The organism is Roseivivax halodurans JCM 10272 (genome assembly GCF_000521785.1).
Taxonomy (GTDB): domain Bacteria; phylum Pseudomonadota; class Alphaproteobacteria; order Rhodobacterales; family Rhodobacteraceae; genus Roseivivax; species Roseivivax halodurans.
Genome location: NZ_JALZ01000030.1, coordinates 14,449 through 34,811 on the forward strand (window position 1 = coordinate 14,449; position 20,363 = coordinate 34,811).

Here is a 20,363-nt window from a genome sequence, read left to right on the forward strand (position 1 = left end):
GATGGCGTGATGTCGGGCCGCCTTTGCGGTGGCCTTACACCTCAGCTGCTGCTGTTGCCGCCGCTGTTGGAGTTGTTGCGATTGTTGCCGCTGTTGGAATTGCTGTTGCTGCCGTTGCGACGCCGTGCCTTGCGTTTCCGGCGGCGGCGACCCCGGCCACCGGCACCATAAACGCTCTCGAGTTCCTCGGTTTTTAGATCGCGCATTCGTCTTCTCCCAGTGGAAGGAACCAGGAATTGGCCCCTTGCGCCTAGAGATGAGAAAATCCCCGTCGCGGGGAAGCCGAAGCCGGGGAATCCCCCGGTTTCTTCGCATTCTTTAACCTGTCTCTCGGTCTTGCTTAACTTGGCAGGGTGTTTCATGCGAAACTGCGCCGTGGAGAGCCAAGACAGAGGCCGCGGTCATCTGCGGACGGGTGTGAGACCCAAACGATCCGCTTCGCGCACCTGAAACGCTGCGCGGATCGCCCAGTGCTCCACCGGCGCATTCGCGCCAACCTGTGAGCGCTACTCGAACCGCGACTATCGGTGGGATGAAGGGTAAGGGCGGTGGCCGATCCCCTCCATCATTTTCCCGCGGAAGACCTCGGCCGGGGTCTCCAGCCGAGGCATTTTCTGGGTGTGGTGTTGAGCTGATCGTAGAGCGTCTTCAGTCGTCGTCCGTCATTCTGCTGATGTCGTGCTTTCGGGGCAGCCTCCGGGCTTTGATGCTGTAACCGCCCCCCGACGGCATCGACTTGCCAAGGTGGGATCGCAACAATCCATTTTGGGAGGCGGTTACAGCATCAACGCCTCTAAAATGTCGCCTCAGGGGGTGGATTTCGTCTTTCACCAGAACGAAATTCTGGTCCAAGGCCAGTGATTGTCGAGACAGGGAGTTTTTCAACACCATCCGCTCGCTCCCGACCTTCGCCGCGCGAATCACGAGTGGCCGCTCTTTTGTCTGACATTAACAGTATTACCCATTCTGTTCAGTTCGACGCATGAGGGGGTCCCTGTACGGCCTGTGACAAAAGGGGCTGGCGCGGTTCAGAGCGCGTCACCGCCCCTCGCGATACTCCATAGACCAGCCCATTGTCGCTTGACCCTGACGCGTCCCCCACACCAAGCTTGCACCGATTATCTCTGGGATTAAATTTATGCGCAGATTTGCCGCTATCGCCGTGGCTGTTGCCGCAATTTCTTCAGTCTCGCATGCTCAGGAGGGTGCCTGGGTATCGCAAGACGGAGGAAATACCGCGCTGGTTTGCACGACGAACACCGCCGGTGATGGGCTTTGTTTCTTCACGATTTGCTCGGGCGGCCAGGCATTCATGGGCGTCTCCTACACCGACGGGCCGGCGCTGGCACCTTCCGGGGAACTCCGCGCCGATATCGGGCGCCTGTCCTATCTGATCGGCCTCCGGGACGCCTCCACCGCAAAGGCCCAGCAGTTCATCGCGCCCCTTTACGAGGGTGAAGGCAGCCGTATGGTAGATGCCCTGATGTCCGGCTCCAGCGCATCTCTGACGATTGATACCGTAGAGGGACAAATCCGTCACAACATCACGCTGAACGGATCTGCCCGTGCTATGCGTCCGATCCTGAAGGCCTGCCCGGACCCCGATCTCGAATGGGACCCCTCGGACGCGCCGGCCGGGTCCACCAACCAACCATCTGCCGGCGCTGAATTGGTCAGCGACCGCAACGAAATCGCACAAACTTTTCTTCGCCAAAACTGCGTCGCGACCGAGAGCGAACTCTTCGAAGCCGTCAGACAGCGTTGGGGGAGCATCGGGGACGCTCACGCCGCCTTGAGGATCTGGGGTGAAACCCCAGGTTTTTCGGACGATTACGAGATCCTGTCGCGCGACCCGTTCACCTACCGCTGGACGGCCGGCCCCTGCGCCAATTCCCTTCAGCGAGCCGCGACCGAGCCTCCGGCGTCGCCGCAGGGTGCCCGCGATCAACGCGTCGCCGAGGCAATCGATCGGGCGTGCTGGAGGGACGATGGCGGAACGATGGACCGCGGAATTTACACCCCCGACCTGGACGGCGACGGACGCGACGATCTCGTTCTAGATCATGCCGGCATCGCCTGCTCCCAAGGTTACCTGCCTCAGACGTGTGGCGCTCAGGTCTGCGAGACCCAGATCTTCTTCGGTTTCAACGGCGGCTACCGCGAGGGCCACACCATGCTGAACTCGGTGACCGAGGTGGTGCCCGGAACACCGCCCGGGCTGCGGATCATCGGCCATGGTGGCACCGAGGGTGTTGTGCGCTGGAACGGCCGCGAGTTCGCCGTTCAGTGAATCTCGGCCTTCGGCGCCGGTTTCGTCGTCCGCTCCACCTATGCCCGTCGGACCGTGTTCGGACTGACATCGAAGAGCCTTGCGATCTCAGCGATGCGACGGCCTTCCTCATCACGGAGGCGTCGCACTTCTTCCCGCTGGTGCGGTGAAAGGGCATTCGGCCGACCTCCGATCCGGCCCACCTTCCTGGCGGCCGCCAGACCTTCCCGCGTACGCTCCGAAATCCGTTCGCGTTCGAACTGGGCGATGGAAGCGAAAACGTGAAAGACGCGACGTCCAGCCGAAGTCGTCGTGTCTATATCCTCGGCGAGAGACCGGAAGCCTGCGCCCTTCGCACGGATCGCCTCGACGATGGCGAGGAGGTCTTGCAGCGACCGCGAGAGACGATCCTACTTCGTGTCCGTGACAACGTCGCCGGGCCGGAGCTGGGAGATCAGCTTGTCGAGCTCCGGCCGCGCCCGTTTCGATCCCGAAATCTTCTCGGAGAAGGCCTGTTCGACGCCGGCAGCGTCCAACGCGTCAAGCTGCGCCTCCAGGCTCTGCCCTTCGGTCGATACTCGCGCATAGCCCAGGATCATTCTTTGCGCCCACAAACCTTCCAAAACCATGACGGTTTTGAATGGAGGTTTTGGCACGGTCAAACCATTGATTGTAGTAGGGGCGTCCGGAGCATTCTAAAACGATCGTTTTTGCTCCTACAGCTTCTCTGAAGCTGACCTTGGCGCAGCTGCGGTGAATTGCAGCTAGCCCCGCACTCCTGTCGCTCAGGAGAACCGGAGCGACGGTTATTTAGGCGTCTCCTTTGGACACAGCAATCTTATAACAAAATATACGCAAAACGCTTCTTTGGCACTAGAAGCACATTCTATTATTCTGAATGTGGCGAGCATAATAATATCTGAACTTATGGCGATGGCTAAGCTCCAGATCACTACTAAGTCTGATCATATATATAATTAATAATTGCGATTAATATTCCCGCATAAGATTATTTATACAACCTCGAAGGTTATGTAAATGTAAAGAAAATTTTCTGTAAAAATAGTTAGTTATGTTGAATACCAATAAATTACATCGGCTCAAAATCCGTATTTACTAATGCACATCCAGATCTGATGTGGTGTGGCAGATAGTAGATAAAACTTTCAATTTTCTGCGGTCCAATGTACCTTCAAGGCAAGGTCCGAAAAAGGAGATAGCATGAAAGTTCACATTCTTGATGATTACTTCGACACGCTGAGACATCTTCCCAGTTTCAAAAAACTTGCCGATCATGATGTGACGGTATGGAACGATCATGAAAACCATATCGACCGATTGGCGGATCGCCTCGCCGATGCGGACGCTGTTGCTCTTTTTCGAGAACGCACCGAGGTTGGGGCCGAACTCATCAAGCGGCTGCCGAAGCTGAAACTGGTCAGCCAGCGGGGCGTCTATCCACATGTAAATGTACCAAAATTGACCGAAGCGGGCGTGATGCTATGTTCGGCGCGAGGCAAAAGTTGGGTCTCGACCGCGGCCGCCGAACTGGCATTCGGGCTGATCCTCGTTGCAGCCCGGCAACTTGACTCGCAGATCGCATCGGCCCGTGCCGGAAACTGGCAGGCGGGAATTGGACGCAGCCTTTATGGGCGCAAGATCGGGATATACGGATACGGCGAATTGGGGCGAATGGTGGCCGGCTACGCTAAGGCCTTTGGTATGGATGTCATCTGGTGGGCTTCCGAAAGAAGCCGGGAACGCGCGCTCAACGACGGAGAGACAGTTGCCAAAAATCGTGACGCTTTTTTCTCCGATACTGACGTCGTCAGCCTTCACCTACGGCTTGTGGAAGCAACCCGCGGAATCATCACGGCCAACGATCTTGGTCGAATGAAACCTAATTCCATTCTGGTCAATACGTCACGAGCGGGATTGGTCGAGCCGGGCGCGTTACGATCGGCACTGGATAAAGGTCGGCCCGGCGTGGCGGCGTTGGACGTTTTCGAGAAAGAGCCGGTTTGGGATCCGAAAAATTCTCTAATTTCGCACCCGCGAGTAATCCCAACGCCACATATCGGCTTCGTCACAGAAGATGAGCTCGATAGGCAATTTTCCGACATCTACGATCAGATCAATGCTTATGCCGAGGGAAAACCAATCAATATTATTAATCCGGAGGTGCAAAGGCCACAGAGCTGAATTTCTGTGCGCATGCTATTCGTTATGATCGGCGTGCGCACCCCGAGCGCGATTGAAGATCCGGAAGACCAGTAGGATCGTCGAGCACACCACTAGAATTCGCAGGACATGAAACGCGGTGACGATCTCGGCATCCAGATGCATTGCCCGCGCCGTGAGAACCATCTCGGTCATAGCTGCAGGCGCAAGCGCGAGGAACGAGGTCGTCCGCGACAATCCCGTAGCGACCGACAGGAGCCACGAGCCGAAAAACGCTGCGCAGATCATGAAGAGCGCAGCCGCGACTCCGGCGAGCGCCACGCGGGGCAAGCCACCGATCACCTCGCGCCGGAACTGACTCCCCAGCCATGCGCCAAGCAAGATCTGCGCGATGAGCAGGATCGGTTCGGGCGCACCGACATGCAGGATGTTCGTCACGCCCAGCAGGATCCCGGCAAGCATCGGGCCGATCAGCCACGCGTTCGGCAGAGGGCTCCGTTTCACTAAAGCCACGCCAACCAACGCCGGGATGAGGGCGGCCACCAACCAGATCATGCTTTGCGGATCTGGGCGCTCCGCCATCGCGCCCCCTCCCTCGGTTCCGAAAGCGGTGGCGAGGAACGGAACCACGGCCACGGTCGTCGAGACTCGCAGTGCATGGACCATGGCGACGGAAGAGGGGTCTCCCCCCTTCTGCTGAGCGACATAGGCCATGTCGGCCACACCGCCGGCGGCGGTCGAGAAAAAGGCCGTCACCGGTTTCGTTCGGGCGAGGTATTGAAAGCCGAACGACGCCAACATCGTATAGGCCATAACGTACAGCGTGGCAGCCACCATGGCCGGCAGGAGCGAAACCATCGTCATCAGGGTGGCGGGGGTAAAGCGGAGCCCCACGATCAATCCTACGGCCATCTGACCGCATTCGCGCCCATAGGGCATGGTCTTCAAGTCGAGGCCGGCAGCGGAAAGCACGCCGCCGACAAAGAAGGGACCGAGCATCCAGGGAAGCGGCAAGCCGGCGATGGCGAACGTGTAGCCCGCGATGGCGGCGATCGCATAGGTCGCCGCGATGCGGGGCAGGGCGGCGCGCCATTGCCGGAGTTCCGTTGCCCTGGTTGACTTCACGCCGTCCGGACCAACGCCATCAGATCCCCAAGATCAGACTGAGTCTCGAAGTCTGCGACCATCTCGACCACTCGATCGGCCCGCGAACGGTCCCAACCGGCAAATTCAGCATTCTCACGGAACTTGTCGGCCACCTCGTCATAGCTCATCGGGTTCGCGGGGCTCCCCTTGCCGAAATCGGCCATGCCGGACACGGTACGACCGTCCTTCATCTCGATGTCGATATAGGTGGTCATCTTGTGATACCCGGCATCTTCGGCGCGGTCGTCCACAACGAAATCAACCTTCTTGATCATCGCCTGAACGTCCTCGCGATTGACCACCTCGTCGGTAAATTCAGGAAGCCCGCCGCGTCCCTCGAGAAGCAGAATCGCCATGCAGAACTCCATGGAGAACTTGGCCTGCAGTTCGGTGGTGGGCTGATGATGGATTAGTGCGTTCGGCATATTCGAGTTTGTGCCGACCCGGACATGGGCCACGTCTTCGGCCTTGATGTCGTTGGCCCGGATCAAATCGAGCATCTCTGTCATCCCGGGATGGGTAAGCGACCCCGACGGATGCGGCTTGATCGAGACACCAGGATTGTCGAACGTCCACGGCGCACCGAGCTTGCCCCGGATCGCCGCGGGATCGTAGCCGCCGCCCGCGGCGCGGAAGAAGCCGCGCATCGCCTCGAGGATGTTCTCGCTCGCGGTCCATCCAAGTTCCGCGAATTCAGCCGCGACCACCCCAGATTCCGACGCGCGCCCGGCGTGAAACGGCTTGGTCATCGTGCCGAAGTTCTCTCGCAGCCCAGCCGACTGGCTGCCGGCAATCGACAGCGCGCGACAGAGGGTCGTTTGATCGAGGCCCATCAACCGGCCCGCAGCAGAGGCTGCGGCGAAGGTTCCGCAGGTCGCAGTCGCGTGAAAACCGGTGCGGTAGTGGCGCGGATCGATTGCCTCGGCAATCTTGCACTCGACCTCGACCCCCAGGTGGTAGGCCAGCATCACGTCGGCGCCGTTCGCCCCCCGTGCTTCGCCGACTGCAAGGGCCGCCGGCAGGGCGGGTGCCGTTGGGTGCGTCAGAAGGCCGTAGACCCGGTCCTTGGCCACCGCAAGCTGGGTGTCGTCGTAATCGTCCGCGTGGATGCCAACACCGTTAGCGAAGGCGGCGAAACGTGGAGCGAGGTTCCGGTTCCAGCCGAGCACCGTGGACGGCCCGTCACCTAGCGACTGGGCCGAAAGATGCTTGCGGACAAGCTCGCCCGATTTCGCGACTGAGCCCGACAGGGCAAGTCCGAAACCGTCGAGGATCGACTTTTTCCCGTTTTCGACGACGACCGCCGGAACGTCGTTGAGCGACGTGCCCCTCACGAACTCCGCAACCTCGGAGGTCATTCCGCTGCCCGCTTCCGTCCAGGCGTTCTCCGAGCTCTGGTTGTCGATGGCGTCTTTCATCGTTTTCTCCTGTATTAATTGGTCAATGCGGCTTTTGCCGCGCGCTCTTCCTCGAACTCCCCGCTACGAGGCGAGTCTCATTGCTCGTTGTCGCCTAACGAGTTGGGTCGCGAGCGAGATCGCCGCCTCGTAGGCCCCGGTATCGGCCACGCCCTTACCGACAATGTCATAGGCTGTGCCGTGAGCGGGGGTCGTGAAGACAGTTTCGAGCCCCGCAGTCACCGTCACGCCGCGGTTGAAGCCATGCATCTTCGTCGCGATCTGGCCCTGGTCGTGGTACATTGCGAGTACGCTGTCGTATTCGCCGGCGAAGGCCTTGAGATAGACCGTGTCGGAAGGGAACGGGCCCTCGCAGGCGATGCCCTCGCGCGCCATTTGTTCGACCGCGGGACGAATGAGATCAATTTCCTCGCGGCCAAAGAGTCCGTTTTCACCCGCATGCGGATTCAGCGCGGCCACGGCGATGCGCGGGCTCTCGATTCCCGCCGCCCGCATCGTGCGATCGCCCAAACGCAAGGCCCGGCAGATTGCCTCGTGGTTGATCTGATCGATGGCCTCGCGAAGGGAGACATGGCTGGTGACCCGGGTCATCCACTTGTCGCCGAGAACATTCATTTCGGAGAAGGGGCCGCTATGGCCGAGAAGATGAGCGAACATCTTGTGCTCGTCGGGGAATTTCCATCCGCCGTCGTAAAGGGCGCGTTTGTTCAAGGGCGCGAATGTCACAGCATCGATCTCGCGCGCCTTCGCAAAATCGATGGCGCGCGACAGTGTTTCGCCAGTCAGCCGCCCGGCTTCCGCGTCGGGCCGCCCCTGTGGCAAAGCGTTGGGATCGATGTTGCCCAAGTCGACCATCGGAACCGCGCCGTCCGGAACATCCTCGCTCGGTGTCGCGACAGCTTTCAGCTGAAGCGTGACGCCGGCCTCGCGCATGCCGCGGTCCATCACGCGCCGGTCGCCCACGATCACGAGGCGTACCTCCTTGGCGAAGCGGCCATCGGCCAAGATGCGGGCGGTCTGTTCGGGGCCAATCCCTGTCGGGTCGCCTGGCACAAGAGCGATTGTCGGAATGCTGGTCATGGTGTGGTCCTCGTCAGATGGCGGCGGCGATGGCCTTGCCGCACTCTTCCGTTCCCAAGGGGCCGCCCAGATCCTTGGTTCTCAGGGTCTCGTCGGCCAGAACACCCTCGATCGCGTCGGTCATGGCCGATGCGGCATCGGAATGGCCGAGATGGTCGAGCATCATGGCCCCGGCCCAGATCTGGCCGACCGGGTTCGCGATGCCCTGTCCCGCAATGTCCGGCGCCGAGCCGTGGACGGGTTCGAACAGCGACGGGAAATTCTTCGGCGGATTGAGATTCGCCGACGGCGCAATGCCGATCGTCCCGGTACAGGCGGGTCCGAGATCAGAAAGGATATCGCCGAACAGGTTGGATCCGACCACGACGTCGAAGCGGTCCGGATTAAGAACGAAATGGGCGGTCAGGATGTCGATATGGTACTGATCCACACTCACATCCGGACGGGTCTTGGACATTTCGGCCACCCGTTCGTCCCAATACGGCATGGTAATCGAGATGCCGTTCGACTTCGTGGCAGACGTGAGCTTCTTGCGCGGCCTCGATTGCGCTACGTCGAAAGCGAAGGCAAGGATCCGATCAATCCCCTGACGGCTCATCACCGTTTCCTGGATGACGATCTCGCGCTCGGTCCCGGCATACATCTTCCCGCCGATTGAGGAATACTCGCCCTCGGTGTTCTCTCGCACGACAAGGAAGTCGATGTCGCCCGGCTCGCGTCCGGCGAGCGGGCAAGGCACGCCGGGCATAAGCTTAACCGGCCGGAGGTTCACATACTGATCGAACTCGCGCCGGAATTGCAGCAGCGAACCCCAAAGTGAAATGTGATCGGGAACGGTGTCAGGCCAGCCAACTGCACCGAAGAAGATGGCGTCATGCCCGCCAACGCGATCCTTCCAATCCTGCGGCATCATCTCGCCGTGCCGCGCATAGTAGTCGCAACTCGCGAAGTCGAACTCGTCGAAGTGCAGGTCGAGGTCGAACTTTTTGGCCGCCGCCTTCAGCGCACGCAGCCCCTCGGGCATGACCTCCTTGCCGATGCCGTCACCGGCAAGGACCGCGATGCGATGGGTGTTCTGGGCCATTGGGCCTCCGTCTTGGTTGTTTTAACGTACCGGCGAGGTCACTCGCCCGTCGGTGTTTGCGAGCTGCCAGACGTGCGCCGTCGCATCGCCTTCAGGCCGCTTCCGATGAACGGGCTGGCGAGGCTCAACACGGTGAGCACGAAGAACAGGTTCGCGATCCAGCTATGGAAGAACATGGTCCAGTCGCTGTCGAAGATGATCATCGCCTGGCTCCAGTTGTTCTCGAGCAGGTAACCGAGAACGAGGCCCATCACGAAGGGCGCAGGCCCAAAGCCGTGGCGCAGTGCGACGAAGCCGACAAGACCGGAGATCAGCATCACCCAGACGTCGAACATCTGCTGCTGGTAAGCGTAGGAGCCGACAATCGCGAAACAGAAGACCGACGGCCACAAGAACGTTCGCGGGACCAGCGTGATCATGGAGAACAGTTTCGCGCCCGCAAGCCCGATAAACAGAAACAGCAGGTTGGCGACGAACATGGCCGCGAAGATCGCATAGAGGATCTCCGGGTTCTCGGTCATCAGGAAGGGACCGGGGCGGAACCCGTGCATTATCAGTGCCGCGAGGATGACGGCGGTGGTGCCGCTACCAGGAATGCCGAGCGCGAGGGTGGGGACCATCGCCCCGGAGGTGCCGGCGTTGTTCGCCGCCTCGGGCCCGGCCACGCCCTCGATGCAGCCCTTGCCGAATTCCTCGGGCGTCTTCGACCAGCGCTTGGCCTCGTTGTAGCCCATGATCGCCGCGACCGTGGTTCCCTCAGCCGGCAGGATTCCAACAATCGTGCCAATGCCGGTGGAGCGCAGGATTGTCCTCCAGACCTTCCGGAAGTCGGCGAGGCCCGGCAGCTTGATCGCCACCTGCTTGATCCGCTGAAGCGCCTTGTCCGGCGCGTCGGCCTTCTTGAGAAGCTCCGCAATGGCGAAAACGCCGATCAGGACCGGAACGAAATCGATCCCGTCATAGAGGAAGGTCGTGTTAAAGGTGAACCGCTCAACCCCGGTGACGAGATGAATGCCCACCATGGACACGAGCACGCCGAACATCCCCGCGATCAAGTTGCGCGGCGCGGACTTGCCTGAGATCGCCGCCAGCATCGAGAGGCCGAAAAGCGTCAGAGCGAAGTATTCCTGCGGCCGAAAGCTCAGCGCGACCGACGCCAGAAGCGGCGCGGCGATGATGAACGCCACGAGGCTCAGGAGACCACCCGTGACGCTGGAAACCGCGGCGATGCCAAGCGCGCGGCCCGCCTCGCCGTTCTGCGCCATCGGATAGCCGTCGAGAGCTGTCGCCACCGCGGGCGGCGCGCCCGGGGCATTGATCAGGATTGCCGTGATCGATCCCCCGAACGTGCCCGCGACGTAGAGCGCAGCCATCATCGAGATTGCCACCGTCGGCTCCATGCCGATGGTGAAGGGCAACAGCAACGCCACCGCCATGGTCGAACTGAGCCCCGGCAGGGCCCCGACCATGACGCCGGCCATGACCGAGAACAGGATCAATCCCAGACTTGTCGGCGTCATGATTAGCGATATGCCGGTAAGTATGGCGTCGGGGTTCATGGAAATCGCTCCGATCAGAACAGAGAGCTGAAGGCGCCGCGCGGGAAATTTACGCGCAGGACCTGCGAGAACAGGAGGTAGACGGCGAGCGGGAAGAGGGCCGCGTAGGGGACGAGGATCTTCCAGCGCCTTTCGCCCCACATCAGTGGCATGGCGACCGCGATGAGGATCAGCGCGGGCAGGGCACCGAGCCAGGGAAAGGCCAGCAGGAACCCCACGAGCGCCACGCCGGTGATCCAGACGATCATGTCTGGTCGGTCGGCGCGCTCCTCATCCAAGTCAATGCCGCGCTCAATCTTTCTGGCGTATTCGAACGGCAGGAATACCGTGATGGCCATGATCACGACCAGTACCAGCCGCGGAAACGTGGTCGGCAGGACGTTCTGCGCCAGGGATGATGGGACGCTGTCAAACCAGTAGGTGTTAACGTAGAGGAACGCACAGATCGTGATGACGACAAGCGCCACGATGAGATCTGGAATGTGTGTGCTCACGGGACCGGAGGGGGCACGCCCCCTCCGGTCCTCGGTATCAGAGTCGCTCTGGGTCATGGCCGATTAGCGGTCAGTCATGTCGAGGTTACGCAAGGCTTCGAGTGAAACCTGATACTCTTCCTGGATTTGCTCGTTCCAGGTCTCCGCGCCGGCGATACTTGCCTCGGGGTCGAGCCCGTTCTGCTCTAGATAGTTCTGAAACCTTTCGCTCTCCATCGAGTCCATGATGAGCGTCTCGATCTCAGCGACGATCTCCGGATCGGTATCGGCATGGACGAAGTAGCCCCGCGTGGTGGTCACCGAGACCTCGTCGTCGGACTCGTAGACCGAAGGCACGTCTGGCAGGACTTCGAGGCGTTCGGGATACAGCGCGGCCAGAGCACGCAACTCACCCGCCTCGATCTGGTCGATTGCCTCGTTCGCGTTGGCAATTGACGCCTGAACCGCGCCGGAGCGCAACGAGGTGATCATATCGCCGCCACCGCCGAAGGGGACCACGCGGACTTGAGCATCCGCTACATCGGCCCAGCGGGAAATGCCGATATGCTCCGTACCGCCGACCTGTGCGACACCCCAGGTCAGCGCTTCATCCTGTGAAGCGGCTTTGAGGTCCTCGTAGCTCTCGTAGGGGCTGTCGGCGCGCACCACGATGACGGAGGGGTCATCCATGGCCCGGGCGACGCCCTGCAACTGCTCCATCTCGACCGGGGAGTTACCGCGGGCGATGGTGTAGAGATGGGTCTGTGTCAGCGCGAAGATCGTATGTCCGTCCGCGCCGCGGCTAACCAGGTATTCATGCGCGGCCCTGGCACCGCCTCCCAGCTTGTAAACGACGCGGATGTCCTCGTCGATCATCGCACGCGCGGGCTCGACCCACATGCGCAGCGTGGTGTCCGTGCCACCCCCAGCAGACGAGTGAGAGACAACCTCCACGGTCTCGCACGGCCACTCCTCGGCCGCGCATTCTGACTGCGCCTGGGCAGCGATCGGCAGAACGGCGAACGCGCCCCCCATGATCGCCGCGGTGCGCAGGGTCACAATCTTGGATGGTTTCATCCTCTTTCCTCCCTCGATGATCTGGATCCCCTGACCGCCACTTACGGCGGTCAGTGCGTTCAGCGACGGCGTTCAGTCCGAACGCCGCCTCGTAGCGCCAGCCCTCCCGAAGCCGGATCACAACGATGTAGCAGACCCTAAGACATCAGAATAAACTGTCAACAGTTGACTATATTGCTCTACTCAAGAAGCCAATTACCTTACAACAGTATGTTATTAAAAGATATTTTCAATTTCCGCAGGCGACGATCGGGCCGGCGTCGGGTTAAATTCTGGTCAACACCAAACCCCAAAACGGAGAATCGTAGATTGTTGACAGTTAGCCGAACGTAGTGTGATCCTCCTTCGCAGGAGTTTCTCAATGGGCTGCGGTATGGGGAGCGAAGGTAGCGAGGCTCGCTCTTTGGCGGAGGGCCAGATCGGTATGAGCTGAAAACACGATGCTTAACCGAAGTTTGTTCGCCCATGGCATGGCTCGCAAAAACTGCGGCAGAAAATGATAAAGGTGTGGAAATGACTACGGTCACAGCAGCTGAAGCCACGCGCCGGATCCTTGGAGACGGGGAAGTATGCCTGCTAGATGTGCGCGAGGCCGGGCCGTTTTCTTCCGGGCATCCGCTGTTTGCCGTCTCGTGCCCATATAGCCGATTGGAGTTGAGGATCGGGGTGCTCGTGCCACGGCTGTCCACGTCGATCTTCATCGTGGATGGCGGAGACGGCATCGGAGAAGCGGCTGCACTGTCCCTAGAACGGATGGGCTACAGCGCTGTCTCGCGTGTCGAGGGCGGAGTAAAGGCCTTCGCGGCGGCTGGAGAAACACTCTACGAAGGAGTCAATGTTCCTTCAAAGGTTCTAGGGGAATTGGCGGAGGCTCATTGGCTTCCGGAAACCGTAAGCCCTTCCGATCTGGACGAGTGGCGCCGAGCGGGACGCCCAGTCGCGCTATACGATTGTCGGCCGCCCGAGGAAGTTGCAGAGATGGCTGTGCCCGGGGCGATATGTGTCCCGAACGGGGAACTGGCGCATCGTCTGCCCACGATCCCAAACACACCCATGGTGCTGACCTGTGCCGGTCGGACGCGGAGCATCATGGGGGCAATCGGAATCAGTCTGGTGGATCCGGAGCGCGACGTTCGCGTGCTTGAGAACGGAACTCAGGGTTGGGCGCTGAGTGACCGAGGCCTTGACCGTGGGGTCGCTCCCGCCCCGCTCCCCCCCATGCGTGGTTCAAATAGAGAGGCCACCGCAAAGCGCGCGACACGCTTTCTCTCAGATCAAACGATTGCCACAAGCTCGGCGTCAGAAATCGTCCAGATGCTCCACGACGCAGATCGGACCACGTATCTCTTTGATGTCCGCGGCCCCCAGGAGGCCGCTTCAGATCCTCTGCCGGCGTTCGATCCAGTCTGGTCAGGCCAAATCGTACAAGCGACGGACCGGTGGGTTGGCACGCGGAACACCCGAATTGTTCTCGCCGACGATCTCGGACTGCGCGGCGGCCTGGCGGCCTTTTGGCTTCAGGCAATGGGATTTGAAGCTTCAGTCGCGCTCGTGGACAATGCGCTGCGCGATCTTCTCCCCCCTCCGCGGCCCCGATCACCCATAAGCCCACTGCCGGAAAGATCAGCTCGTGACACATTGCGGGCAATGGAGCGCGGCGCACGCCTTCTCGATGTGCGCGGCTCTGATGCGTTCCGAAATTCTCATGTCGCCGGCTCGACTTGGACGATCCGGCCAAAACTAAACGCGTTCTGTACGCTCGATCATGTGATCCTGCTTGCAGACAACGCAGATGTCGCACGGCTTGCCGGCGACGATCTGCGCCGCTTGGGACGCGGAACCGTCGTCGAACTCGTCACCGGGGGATTTGATGCCCTCAAGGCGGCCGGAGCGCCAATTGAAACCAGCCCCCATCATCCGTCACCTACCGAAGCCCGCGATGTGACCTGGTTTGCTCGAGGCCGACATGATGGCAATCTTGCCGCCTCACGCCAGTATCTCGCCTGGGAGACAGGTCTGGTGGCTCGACTCAGTCCGGACGAACGGGCGCAGTTCGTCCTCTAACGGCATAAGCTCTTCTCTTAAAACTGTTGACAATTGACAGTTTTAAAGCCATCGGTTCGGCTATAAGACCAGCGCCGGGTCCTTTTGGGCCATTACGGCCCGACTGAACGGGACGCCCCCCTGCCGCCACTTGTCCGGGCGGCAACGGCCGGCGGCTCTTGAACGAAAGGAAAGCGCATGACTGATCGCAAGGTAACCGCCGAACTTGCCGACTGGATCGCGACGCTGAAGCATTCAGACATTCCCGAAGAGGTGCGAACCGAGGGCGTCCGGACCTTCGTAAACTGGGTCGGCTGTGCGATCGGCGGGGCCGACCATCCCTCGGTGGACGTTGCCCTCAATGCGCTGTCGCCATTCTCAGGATCGCCCACATCGACCATTCTCGGACGGACTGAGAAGCTCGATGCGATGCATGCGGCATTGGTCAATGGCATTTCCAGCCACGTTCTCGACTATGACGACACGCATCTCAAGACGATCATCCACCCGGCCGGGCCAGTGGCATCGGCGCTTCTGGCGCTCGCGGAGATGCGGCCTGTTTCCGGTCAAGCGCTGCTGACCGCCCTTGTCGCGGGTGTCGAGGTCGAATGCCGCATCGGGAATGCGGTGTATCCCGATCATTATGACCGTGGCTGGCACATTACCGGAACCGCCGGCGTGTTCGGTGCCGCCGCGGCCTGCGCGCACATGCTGGGGCTCGACCGGCAGCGGACTCAGTGGGCGCTGAGCCTCGCCGCGTCGCAATCCTCTGGCTTGCGCGAGATGTTCGGAACCATGACAAAGTCGTTCCATCCGGGCAGCGCCGCGCAGAATGGCCTCAAGGCGGCTCTTCTGGCCGAAGCAGGCTTTGACAGTTCGGAGCAGGGGATCGAGGCGAAACGAGGTTGGGCTAACGTCACCTCGACAAAGCAGGATTACAACGAAATCCTCGGCAATCTAGGCCAGCATTGGGAGGCAGCGCTCAATAGCTACAAGCCCTATGCTTGCGGCATCGTCATCCATCCCGCGATCGACGGTTGCCAGCAGATCCGCGAAGAGATCGGCGATCGCGTCGGAGATATCGAGCACGTGTCCCTACGGACGCATCCCCTTGTCCTAGAACTAACTAGCAAGACGGCCCCGAAAACCGGGCTTGAGGGCAAGTTCTCAGTCTACCATGCGGCGGCCTGCGCGCTGCTGCGCGGGGACGGCGCGCCGACGGCGTTCACTGACGAAGTGGTCAACATGCCGGAACTCGTCGAACTTCGAGGCCGGATTGAGGCTAAAACGGATCCGGATATGCACAGCGCCTCAGTGCATATCACAGTGACATTCAAGGATGACTCATCGCTCGAAAAGCATGTCGAACGGGCCATCGGAAGTATCGACCGGCCGTTGTCGAACGAACAACTCGAAACCAAATTTCTCGATCAAGCTAAGCTCGTCGTCGGTTCCGACGTGGCCGCGCAAGCTCTCTCGCAGGCGTGGAAAATCGACGGCGCGCAGACGCCGGCCCCCATCGCGAGGGCAACGGTTCCGCAGGCAAGCCGAGCAGCGGAATGAGGCCAAACAGCCCTCAACTCCGCATCGGCGTACTGGAAGGTGACGATATCGGGCACGAGATCGTGCCAGCTTCCGTAACAGTCGCGCGGGCGGCCGCTGCCCGCGCGAACCTTATCATCGACTGGATCGATGTCCCAATAGGCGCCCGCGCGCTCGAGACACAGGGCCACACGATGCCCGAGGGCACGCTCGATGTTCTAGAGGACCTCGACGGTTGGATCCTCGGACCGATCGGCCATCAGGCCTATCCCAAGACACCTGAGGCGATCAATCCGCACCCTATTCTGCGAAAGACCTTCGACCTGTTCGCCAATGTCCGGCCGACAAAATCCTATCCTGGGATCGGCTGCCTATTCGACGATGTCGACCTCGTTATCGTGCGCGAGAACAATGAAGGCTTTCAGCCGGACCGAAATCTTATCGCCGGCTCGGGAGAATTCCGGCCGACCGAGGACGTGACTATGTCGCTTCGAGTTATCACGGTCGAGGGCTCCAAGAAAGTGGCACGCGCGGCGCTTGAGATTGCGCAGAGCCGCGGCGGAAAGCTCACGCTGGTCCACAAAAACACCGTGTTCAAGCTCGGCTGCGGTATGTTCGTCGACGCCGCTCGGGAGGTCGCGGCGGAGTTCCCGGACGTAGAGGTCGACGAATGCATAGTCGATACATTCGCCATGCGATTACTTCGCGACCATAGCGCCTTCGATACCGTGGTGACCACGAACATGTTCGGCGACATCCTTACGGATCAGGCTGCCGGAATGGTGGGCGGCCTCGGCATGGCGCCCGGATTGTGCATCGGGCGGGGGGCCAAAGCGATGGCGCAGGCAACGCACGGATCGGCTCCGGACATCGCCGGAAAAGGGCTCGCCAACCCCTACGCGATGATAGAAAGCACGCGCATGCTTCTCGAGCATCTAGGACGTGTTCACCAGGTAGCCGAGGCGCAACGAGCTGCCGAACTGATGGCTACGGGTCTTACCGCGGCGCTCTCTAGCCCCGCGACGCGGACCTACGACATTAAGGGCACCGGCGACCAATCGGAGATGGTCGACGCCATTCTGGGCGCTATCGACAAGGCCGCGTAGGTAATCCGTCGGGAGGATCTAGCACCTGAGCGGCGGGTTGCACCCGCACGCTTGCCTGCTTGCGTCCTGTATCGTATCTTCTGCCGACAATTAACAGTTTTGGCACTACGATGCATAGCGACCACGACGATCTGTCCATCATTCGCACGGTATCTCTAACCAGTGCGCTCGAGCGTCAGCTCGAGCGACTGATCGTTGAAGGCGAATTGGGGCCGGGAGATCGCCTGAACGAGATCCAGCTGGCCACTCGCTTTGGTACGAGCCGGGGCCCCCTGCGCGAAGCCACTCGCAGCCTCGAAGCAAAAGGCTTCGTGGAAGTGATCCGCAATCGCGGCGTCTTCGTGCGGCAGTTGAGCATCTCAGATGCGATAGAAATCTACGACGTCCGGACAGCCTTGTTCGCGCTGGCTGGAAAGCTGCTGGCGGAGCGAATGTCCACCGGCATCGAACATATGCTTGTCGAATTGGTCGAGAAGATGGAGATCGCCAGCCGTGATGCAGATCTCGACGCGTATTATCCGCTCAACCTAAAGTTTCATGACACCATAGTCGGCGGCGCCGGCAACGAACTCATGGCCCAGGAATACCTGCGTTACGTCAAGAAGATGCATTTGTTCCGCCAGAAAAGCCTCATCCAGGGTGGCGGACTCGAGGTGTCGAATGAAGAGCACAAGGAGATGCTGGAGGCTCTTCTAGCGCGCGATCCCATCCGAGCTCGTGATACCCATTGGCAACATGTCGAGAATGCCAAGCAGCGCATGCTGTCCGCAGTAACTTGAGTGACCGCCAATAGGCTTCTCACCCCGGTTCCAAGCCATCCGAGGCACTTTCTGGGTGTTCCGTTGAGGCGGGCGCAAATCGCTTTCATATTGCGATTTGTGAGCGCCGCGAGCTGTGTGTCGCGGGGCAGGTACCGACGCGCACGCTTGTTCAGGTTCTCGACCGATCCTTTCTGCCAAGGCGCCTGCGGATCGCAGAACCATGCTGGTGGCGTCGTCGACAAAGGCCAGCAAAGTGCAGGCCGGGCCACGTTCTTCGAACCAGGCGTGATCGGAGCCGTCTATCTGCACGAGCTCGCCATAGCAGTCCCGACGCCGGCGCGGCTGGTGAAACGTTCTGCGCTGCTTGCGCGATAGCCAGATGCCGGCATCCTGCATCCATTTGCGCAAGGTCTCCCGCGACACCTTCAGACCATGGTCTTCTGCCAGTTTCTCGGCTGCGAACGTGGGCCCAAAGTCAGCGTAGCGCTCCCTGACCAGCGTCAGCGCAAACTCACGCACCGCGGGATCGATCCGGTTGTTGGACGGACGTCCGCGTGCCTTATGCCGGATTGCCGCGGGACCATCGGCCTGGAACGTCTTCAGAAGACGGTGAACCTGCCTTCGGCTCAGGCCCAGAACCGAGGCTGCCGCCACCGCAGACATCCGACCTTGCACCACATCACTCAGGACTTCGATCCGGTTCAGCTCGCGATCGCTCATGACCACAAATCCCACGGCCGCACTCCAATCCTGCCCATTCAGGGGAGTGTGACACTTCAGCTTTGCTCATATGAGACATTCTAACTTGGCGCTTACAGGCATCAGTCCGATAATCTATCTTATGTAATAGATAGATTTGTTAAGTCCTGAGTATCGGCTAGAGCTAAAGTTCGAAACTGGCGCTTACTCTTCAACAAAAGCGCGCAATCGAGCGACAAGCACCGCCCGTGAAGGTGTCTCAGTCTCACTGGCGGGGATGAGATTGTGATGTCGCAGTAACGGGCCCAGCTCGTCCGTCTTCCAAGCTACATAAAGGCCAGGAATCTCCGCTATCTGCCGTGCTGTCGCCACTTGGTGGTCGTTGCGGTGCTCACCGAGTGCGTAGCGGCGAGGCACAACCACCAAGGGCTTGCCCCAGCGCCGCGCCGACAGCATGGTACCTATCCCCGCATGAGCGACGACAACCCGAGCGGCGGTGAAGAGCTCCTCAAACTCGGCCGGCGTCAGTTGACGGCGACAATCGAGCCCATCCTGGTCGGCCCCGAAGGCGCCTACCTGCGCAACGATCTTTTCACCGAGCTCTGGGGCCAGACCCGCCAGTGCCCGGGTCAGCCGATCAAAAGGAAGTTGCGTGCCGACGGTCGCAAAGATCACAGGATCGCTCCAGCATATTCGGCCCCCGCGGCCTTGGCAACATGCTCCCATTGGGAGAGCCAAAGATGCGCAACGCGCCTCGCGAGCTTGCCCGACAGAGACATCTCTTCAGCATTAGCGATGCTGTCGATCCAGATCGTGCGCGCGCCCATGACCCGCCCGATAGCCAGCGCGATGACGCCTGGTAGCGCGCCAGTGGAGACGACCACATGTGGACGGAAACGGACCACGTGGCGGCCGATCATGAGGCTGGCTTTTAGGATATCCAATTTCGCGTTTCGGTTGCATTCAGGCACGATGGCTGCGGGTCGAGCATCGAATTGTTCAGGTAGGCCAGAAAGCGTGGTCAAAAAGAACAGCTCATGGCCGTCGAACGCAGATCGCATCTGCATCAGCTGCTGCCAGTGACCGCCGCCTGAGGCCACAAGAAGGATGCGCTTGTCCATAGTGACCGTCCCGTCATCAGGATATCAAAGTAAGCGAACTCGCCGCATATCGCTGTGTGAAACAAAGGAAAAGCTGTTCGGCCTCATCCTTATGTCGCTTTATCGACGTGGGAAAGAGGTCAAGGTTGTCTTTGTCAAACATTGCGGGCGTGGGCTGCCACTGCAAGTCGATACGCATTATGAATAGCCCCGTGTCTTGTGGACGCCTTCTTCGCTAATTTTGAGGCAAGGAGGCCATGATGAGCAGCAGCCAGTTCAGCGATGAGTTCAAGCGGGACGCGGTCGCGCAGATCACCGAGCGAGGCTACCCCGTCAGGGAAGTGTCTGACCGGCTCGGGGTCAGTCCGTATTCGCTCTACGCCTGGAAGAGGAAGTTCGCGAAGGCGTCATCGGGGGAGGCGGAGAAGGACACCGAGATCCGACGCCTGAAGAAGGAGCTGGCGCGGGTCTCGGAGGAACGTGACATCCTAAACTGAGGAGGATCAGGAAACGGTCCGGGGGACCGTTTCCCCGACGAAGGCCACCGCGTATTTCGCCAGGGATGCAAAGTGAGATACGCGTTCGTGGCCGAGCATCGCGGGCAGTTCTCCGTCCGGGCGATGTGCCGGTGTCTGCGCATTCAGCCGAGCTGCTTCTATGCGTGGGTGAAGTCGCCGCTCAGCAAGCGCGCCCAGGAAGATGCTCGCCAGACCGAACTGCTGAAGGAGGCTTGGGTCGAAAGCGGCAAGGTCTACGGGCACCGCAAGCTTCACGACGATCTTCTCGAACAGGGCGAAAGCGTCTGATCCTGCCCCGCTTGAGTGG

Annotated in this window: 17 protein-coding genes and 4 pseudogenes; 7 read left to right on the forward strand and 14 right to left on the reverse strand. The window is 60.4% G+C overall.

Translation table 11 applies throughout. From position 1 onward, the window contains the following. Window positions 1-41: 41 nt before the first annotated feature. On the reverse strand, window positions 42-206 hold the full coding sequence (locus OCH239_RS22815; RefSeq protein WP_157577931.1) for a hypothetical protein: 165 nt from the start codon (window positions 204-206) through the stop codon (window positions 42-44). 932 nt (window positions 207-1,138) lie between these two features. On the opposite strand from OCH239_RS22815, the gene OCH239_RS17340 reads away from it, so the two are divergent. Next, window positions 1,139-2,290 carry a hypothetical protein gene (locus OCH239_RS17340; protein ID WP_157577932.1) on the forward strand — a complete coding sequence of 384 codons (1,152 nt, stop codon included), beginning with the start codon at window positions 1,139-1,141 and terminating at the stop codon, window positions 2,288-2,290. Window positions 2,291-2,328: 38 nt separating this feature from the next. On the opposite strand, the gene OCH239_RS23900 is transcribed toward OCH239_RS17340, so the two are convergent. Together OCH239_RS23900 and OCH239_RS17345 are read right to left on the reverse strand one after the other, a co-directional pair. After that, window positions 2,329-2,472: a helix-turn-helix domain-containing protein gene (locus OCH239_RS23900; protein ID WP_425280294.1), complete on the reverse strand. Its 144-nt coding sequence runs from the start codon at window positions 2,470-2,472 to the stop codon at window positions 2,329-2,331. 3 nt (window positions 2,473-2,475) lie between these two features. Next, window positions 2,476-2,898, reverse strand: a pseudogene (locus tag OCH239_RS17345) (recombinase family protein); the annotation flags it as partial. A gap of 592 nt (window positions 2,899-3,490) precedes the next feature. Between OCH239_RS17345 and OCH239_RS17350 the strand changes: the two are divergent. Then, on the forward strand, window positions 3,491-4,471 hold the full coding sequence (locus tag OCH239_RS17350) for a D-2-hydroxyacid dehydrogenase family protein (RefSeq protein ID WP_037265428.1): 981 nt from the start codon (window positions 3,491-3,493) through the stop codon (window positions 4,469-4,471). 15 nt (window positions 4,472-4,486) lie between these two features. Here OCH239_RS17350 and OCH239_RS17355 read toward each other — a convergent pair whose 3' ends face one another. The 7 genes from OCH239_RS17355 to OCH239_RS17385 all read right to left on the reverse strand — a co-directional run bounded on the left by OCH239_RS17355 (window position 4,487) and on the right by OCH239_RS17385 (window position 12,287). Next, window positions 4,487-5,575 carry an AbrB family transcriptional regulator gene (locus tag OCH239_RS17355; RefSeq protein ID WP_051489571.1) on the reverse strand — a complete coding sequence of 363 codons (1,089 nt, stop codon included), beginning with the start codon at window positions 5,573-5,575 and terminating at the stop codon, window positions 4,487-4,489. Continuing rightward, window positions 5,572-7,014, reverse strand: a complete 1,443-nt coding sequence (locus OCH239_RS17360; protein WP_037265430.1) for an MmgE/PrpD family protein — start codon at window positions 7,012-7,014, stop codon at window positions 5,572-5,574. The genes OCH239_RS17355 and OCH239_RS17360 overlap by 4 nt, the downstream gene beginning before the upstream one ends. Window positions 7,015-7,077: 63 nt before the next feature. Beyond that, window positions 7,078-7,983 (reverse strand): PdxA family dehydrogenase, encoded by a 906-nt coding sequence (locus OCH239_RS17365; protein WP_244430387.1) that lies wholly within the window; start codon window positions 7,981-7,983, stop codon window positions 7,078-7,080. A 124-nt stretch (window positions 7,984-8,107) separates the two neighbouring features. Then, window positions 8,108-9,178, reverse strand: coding sequence for a tartrate dehydrogenase (locus OCH239_RS17370; RefSeq protein WP_037265433.1), 1,071 nt, complete (start codon window positions 9,176-9,178; stop codon window positions 8,108-8,110). Between the two features lie 38 nt (window positions 9,179-9,216). After that, a complete protein-coding gene (locus tag OCH239_RS17375) occupies window positions 9,217-10,737 on the reverse strand; it encodes a tripartite tricarboxylate transporter permease (protein WP_037265436.1) in 1,521 nt (506 codons plus the stop codon). 14 nt (window positions 10,738-10,751) lie between these two features. Continuing rightward, window positions 10,752-11,204 (reverse strand): tripartite tricarboxylate transporter TctB family protein, encoded by a 453-nt coding sequence (locus OCH239_RS17380; protein WP_211242019.1) that lies wholly within the window; start codon window positions 11,202-11,204, stop codon window positions 10,752-10,754. Window positions 11,205-11,294: 90 nt separating this feature from the next. Beyond that, the gene (locus tag OCH239_RS17385; RefSeq protein WP_051489572.1) at window positions 11,295-12,287 is read right to left on the reverse strand and encodes a Bug family tripartite tricarboxylate transporter substrate binding protein; all 993 of its coding nucleotides are present in this window, start codon (window positions 12,285-12,287) and stop codon (window positions 11,295-11,297) included. 465 nt (window positions 12,288-12,752) lie between these two features. Here OCH239_RS17385 and OCH239_RS22820 point away from each other — a divergent pair, with 465 nt between their 5' ends. The 4 genes from OCH239_RS22820 (at window position 12,753) to OCH239_RS17400 (ending at window position 17,757) form a co-directional block, all read left to right on the forward strand. Then, window positions 12,753-14,351 (forward strand): rhodanese-like domain-containing protein, encoded by a 1,599-nt coding sequence (locus tag OCH239_RS22820; protein ID WP_157577933.1) that lies wholly within the window; start codon window positions 12,753-12,755, stop codon window positions 14,349-14,351. 177 nt (window positions 14,352-14,528) lie between these two features. Beyond that, entirely contained in the window at window positions 14,529-15,893 is a 1,365-nt protein-coding gene (locus OCH239_RS17390) for an MmgE/PrpD family protein (RefSeq protein WP_037265442.1), read from the forward strand. Continuing rightward, the gene (locus tag OCH239_RS17395; RefSeq protein WP_037265444.1) at window positions 15,890-16,978 is read left to right on the forward strand and encodes an isocitrate/isopropylmalate dehydrogenase family protein; all 1,089 of its coding nucleotides are present in this window, start codon (window positions 15,890-15,892) and stop codon (window positions 16,976-16,978) included. Before OCH239_RS17390 ends, OCH239_RS17395 begins: the two co-directional genes overlap by 4 nt. A 110-nt stretch (window positions 16,979-17,088) precedes the next feature. Then, on the forward strand, window positions 17,089-17,757 hold the full coding sequence (locus tag OCH239_RS17400; RefSeq protein WP_037265445.1) for an FCD domain-containing protein: 669 nt from the start codon (window positions 17,089-17,091) through the stop codon (window positions 17,755-17,757). Between the two features lie 35 nt (window positions 17,758-17,792). On the opposite strand, the pseudogene OCH239_RS23565 reads toward OCH239_RS17400, so the two are convergent. From OCH239_RS23565 to OCH239_RS17410, 4 genes and pseudogenes are all read right to left on the reverse strand, one after another. Beyond that, a pseudogene (locus tag OCH239_RS23565) lies at window positions 17,793-17,960 on the reverse strand (IS30 family transposase); the annotation flags it as partial. Then, window positions 17,950-18,474, reverse strand: a pseudogene (locus OCH239_RS22260) (helix-turn-helix domain-containing protein); the annotation flags it as partial. The pseudogenes OCH239_RS22260 and OCH239_RS23565, both read right to left, overlap by 11 nt. Before the next feature lie 168 nt (window positions 18,475-18,642). After that, window positions 18,643-19,113, reverse strand: a complete 471-nt coding sequence (locus OCH239_RS17405) for a glycosyltransferase (protein ID WP_037265446.1) — start codon at window positions 19,111-19,113, stop codon at window positions 18,643-18,645. After that, the gene (locus OCH239_RS17410) at window positions 19,110-19,559 is read right to left on the reverse strand and encodes a glycosyl transferase (RefSeq protein ID WP_037265447.1); all 450 of its coding nucleotides are present in this window, start codon (window positions 19,557-19,559) and stop codon (window positions 19,110-19,112) included. Before OCH239_RS17410 ends, OCH239_RS17405 begins: the two co-directional genes overlap by 4 nt. A gap of 236 nt (window positions 19,560-19,795) precedes the next feature. Here OCH239_RS17410 and OCH239_RS22265 point away from each other — a divergent pair. Continuing rightward, window positions 19,796-20,341: pseudogene (locus tag OCH239_RS22265) on the forward strand (transposase); the annotation flags it as partial. Between the last annotated feature and the right edge of the window lie 22 nt (window positions 20,342-20,363).

What these genes read in the sequence shown, in the direction of transcription:
- OCH239_RS17400 (WP_037265445.1), top strand. Translation starts at nt 17,089, where the DNA reads ATGCATAGCGACCACGACGATCTGTCCATCATTCGCACGGTATCTCTA.
- OCH239_RS17350 (WP_037265428.1), top strand. Translation starts at nt 3,491, where the DNA reads ATGAAAGTTCACATTCTTGATGATTACTTCGACACGCTGAGACATCTT.
- OCH239_RS22820 (WP_157577933.1), top strand. Translation starts at nt 12,753, where the DNA reads ATGGCATGGCTCGCAAAAACTGCGGCAGAAAATGATAAAGGTGTGGAA.
- OCH239_RS22815 (WP_157577931.1), bottom strand. Translation starts at nt 206, where the DNA reads ATGCGCGATCTAAAAACCGAGGAACTCGAGAGCGTTTATGGTGCCGGT.
- OCH239_RS17340 (WP_157577932.1), top strand. Translation starts at nt 1,139, where the DNA reads ATGCGCAGATTTGCCGCTATCGCCGTGGCTGTTGCCGCAATTTCTTCA.
- OCH239_RS17385 (WP_051489572.1), bottom strand. Translation starts at nt 12,287, where the DNA reads ATGAAACCATCCAAGATTGTGACCCTGCGCACCGCGGCGATCATGGGG.
- OCH239_RS17390 (WP_037265442.1), top strand. Translation starts at nt 14,529, where the DNA reads ATGACTGATCGCAAGGTAACCGCCGAACTTGCCGACTGGATCGCGACG.
- OCH239_RS17410 (WP_037265447.1), bottom strand. Translation starts at nt 19,559, where the DNA reads ATGGACAAGCGCATCCTTCTTGTGGCCTCAGGCGGCGGTCACTGGCAG.
- OCH239_RS17395 (WP_037265444.1), top strand. Translation starts at nt 15,890, where the DNA reads ATGAGGCCAAACAGCCCTCAACTCCGCATCGGCGTACTGGAAGGTGAC.
- OCH239_RS17375 (WP_037265436.1), bottom strand. Translation starts at nt 10,737, where the DNA reads ATGAACCCCGACGCCATACTTACCGGCATATCGCTAATCATGACGCCG.
- OCH239_RS17360 (WP_037265430.1), bottom strand. Translation starts at nt 7,014, where the DNA reads ATGAAAGACGCCATCGACAACCAGAGCTCGGAGAACGCCTGGACGGAA.
- OCH239_RS17370 (WP_037265433.1), bottom strand. Translation starts at nt 9,178, where the DNA reads ATGGCCCAGAACACCCATCGCATCGCGGTCCTTGCCGGTGACGGCATC.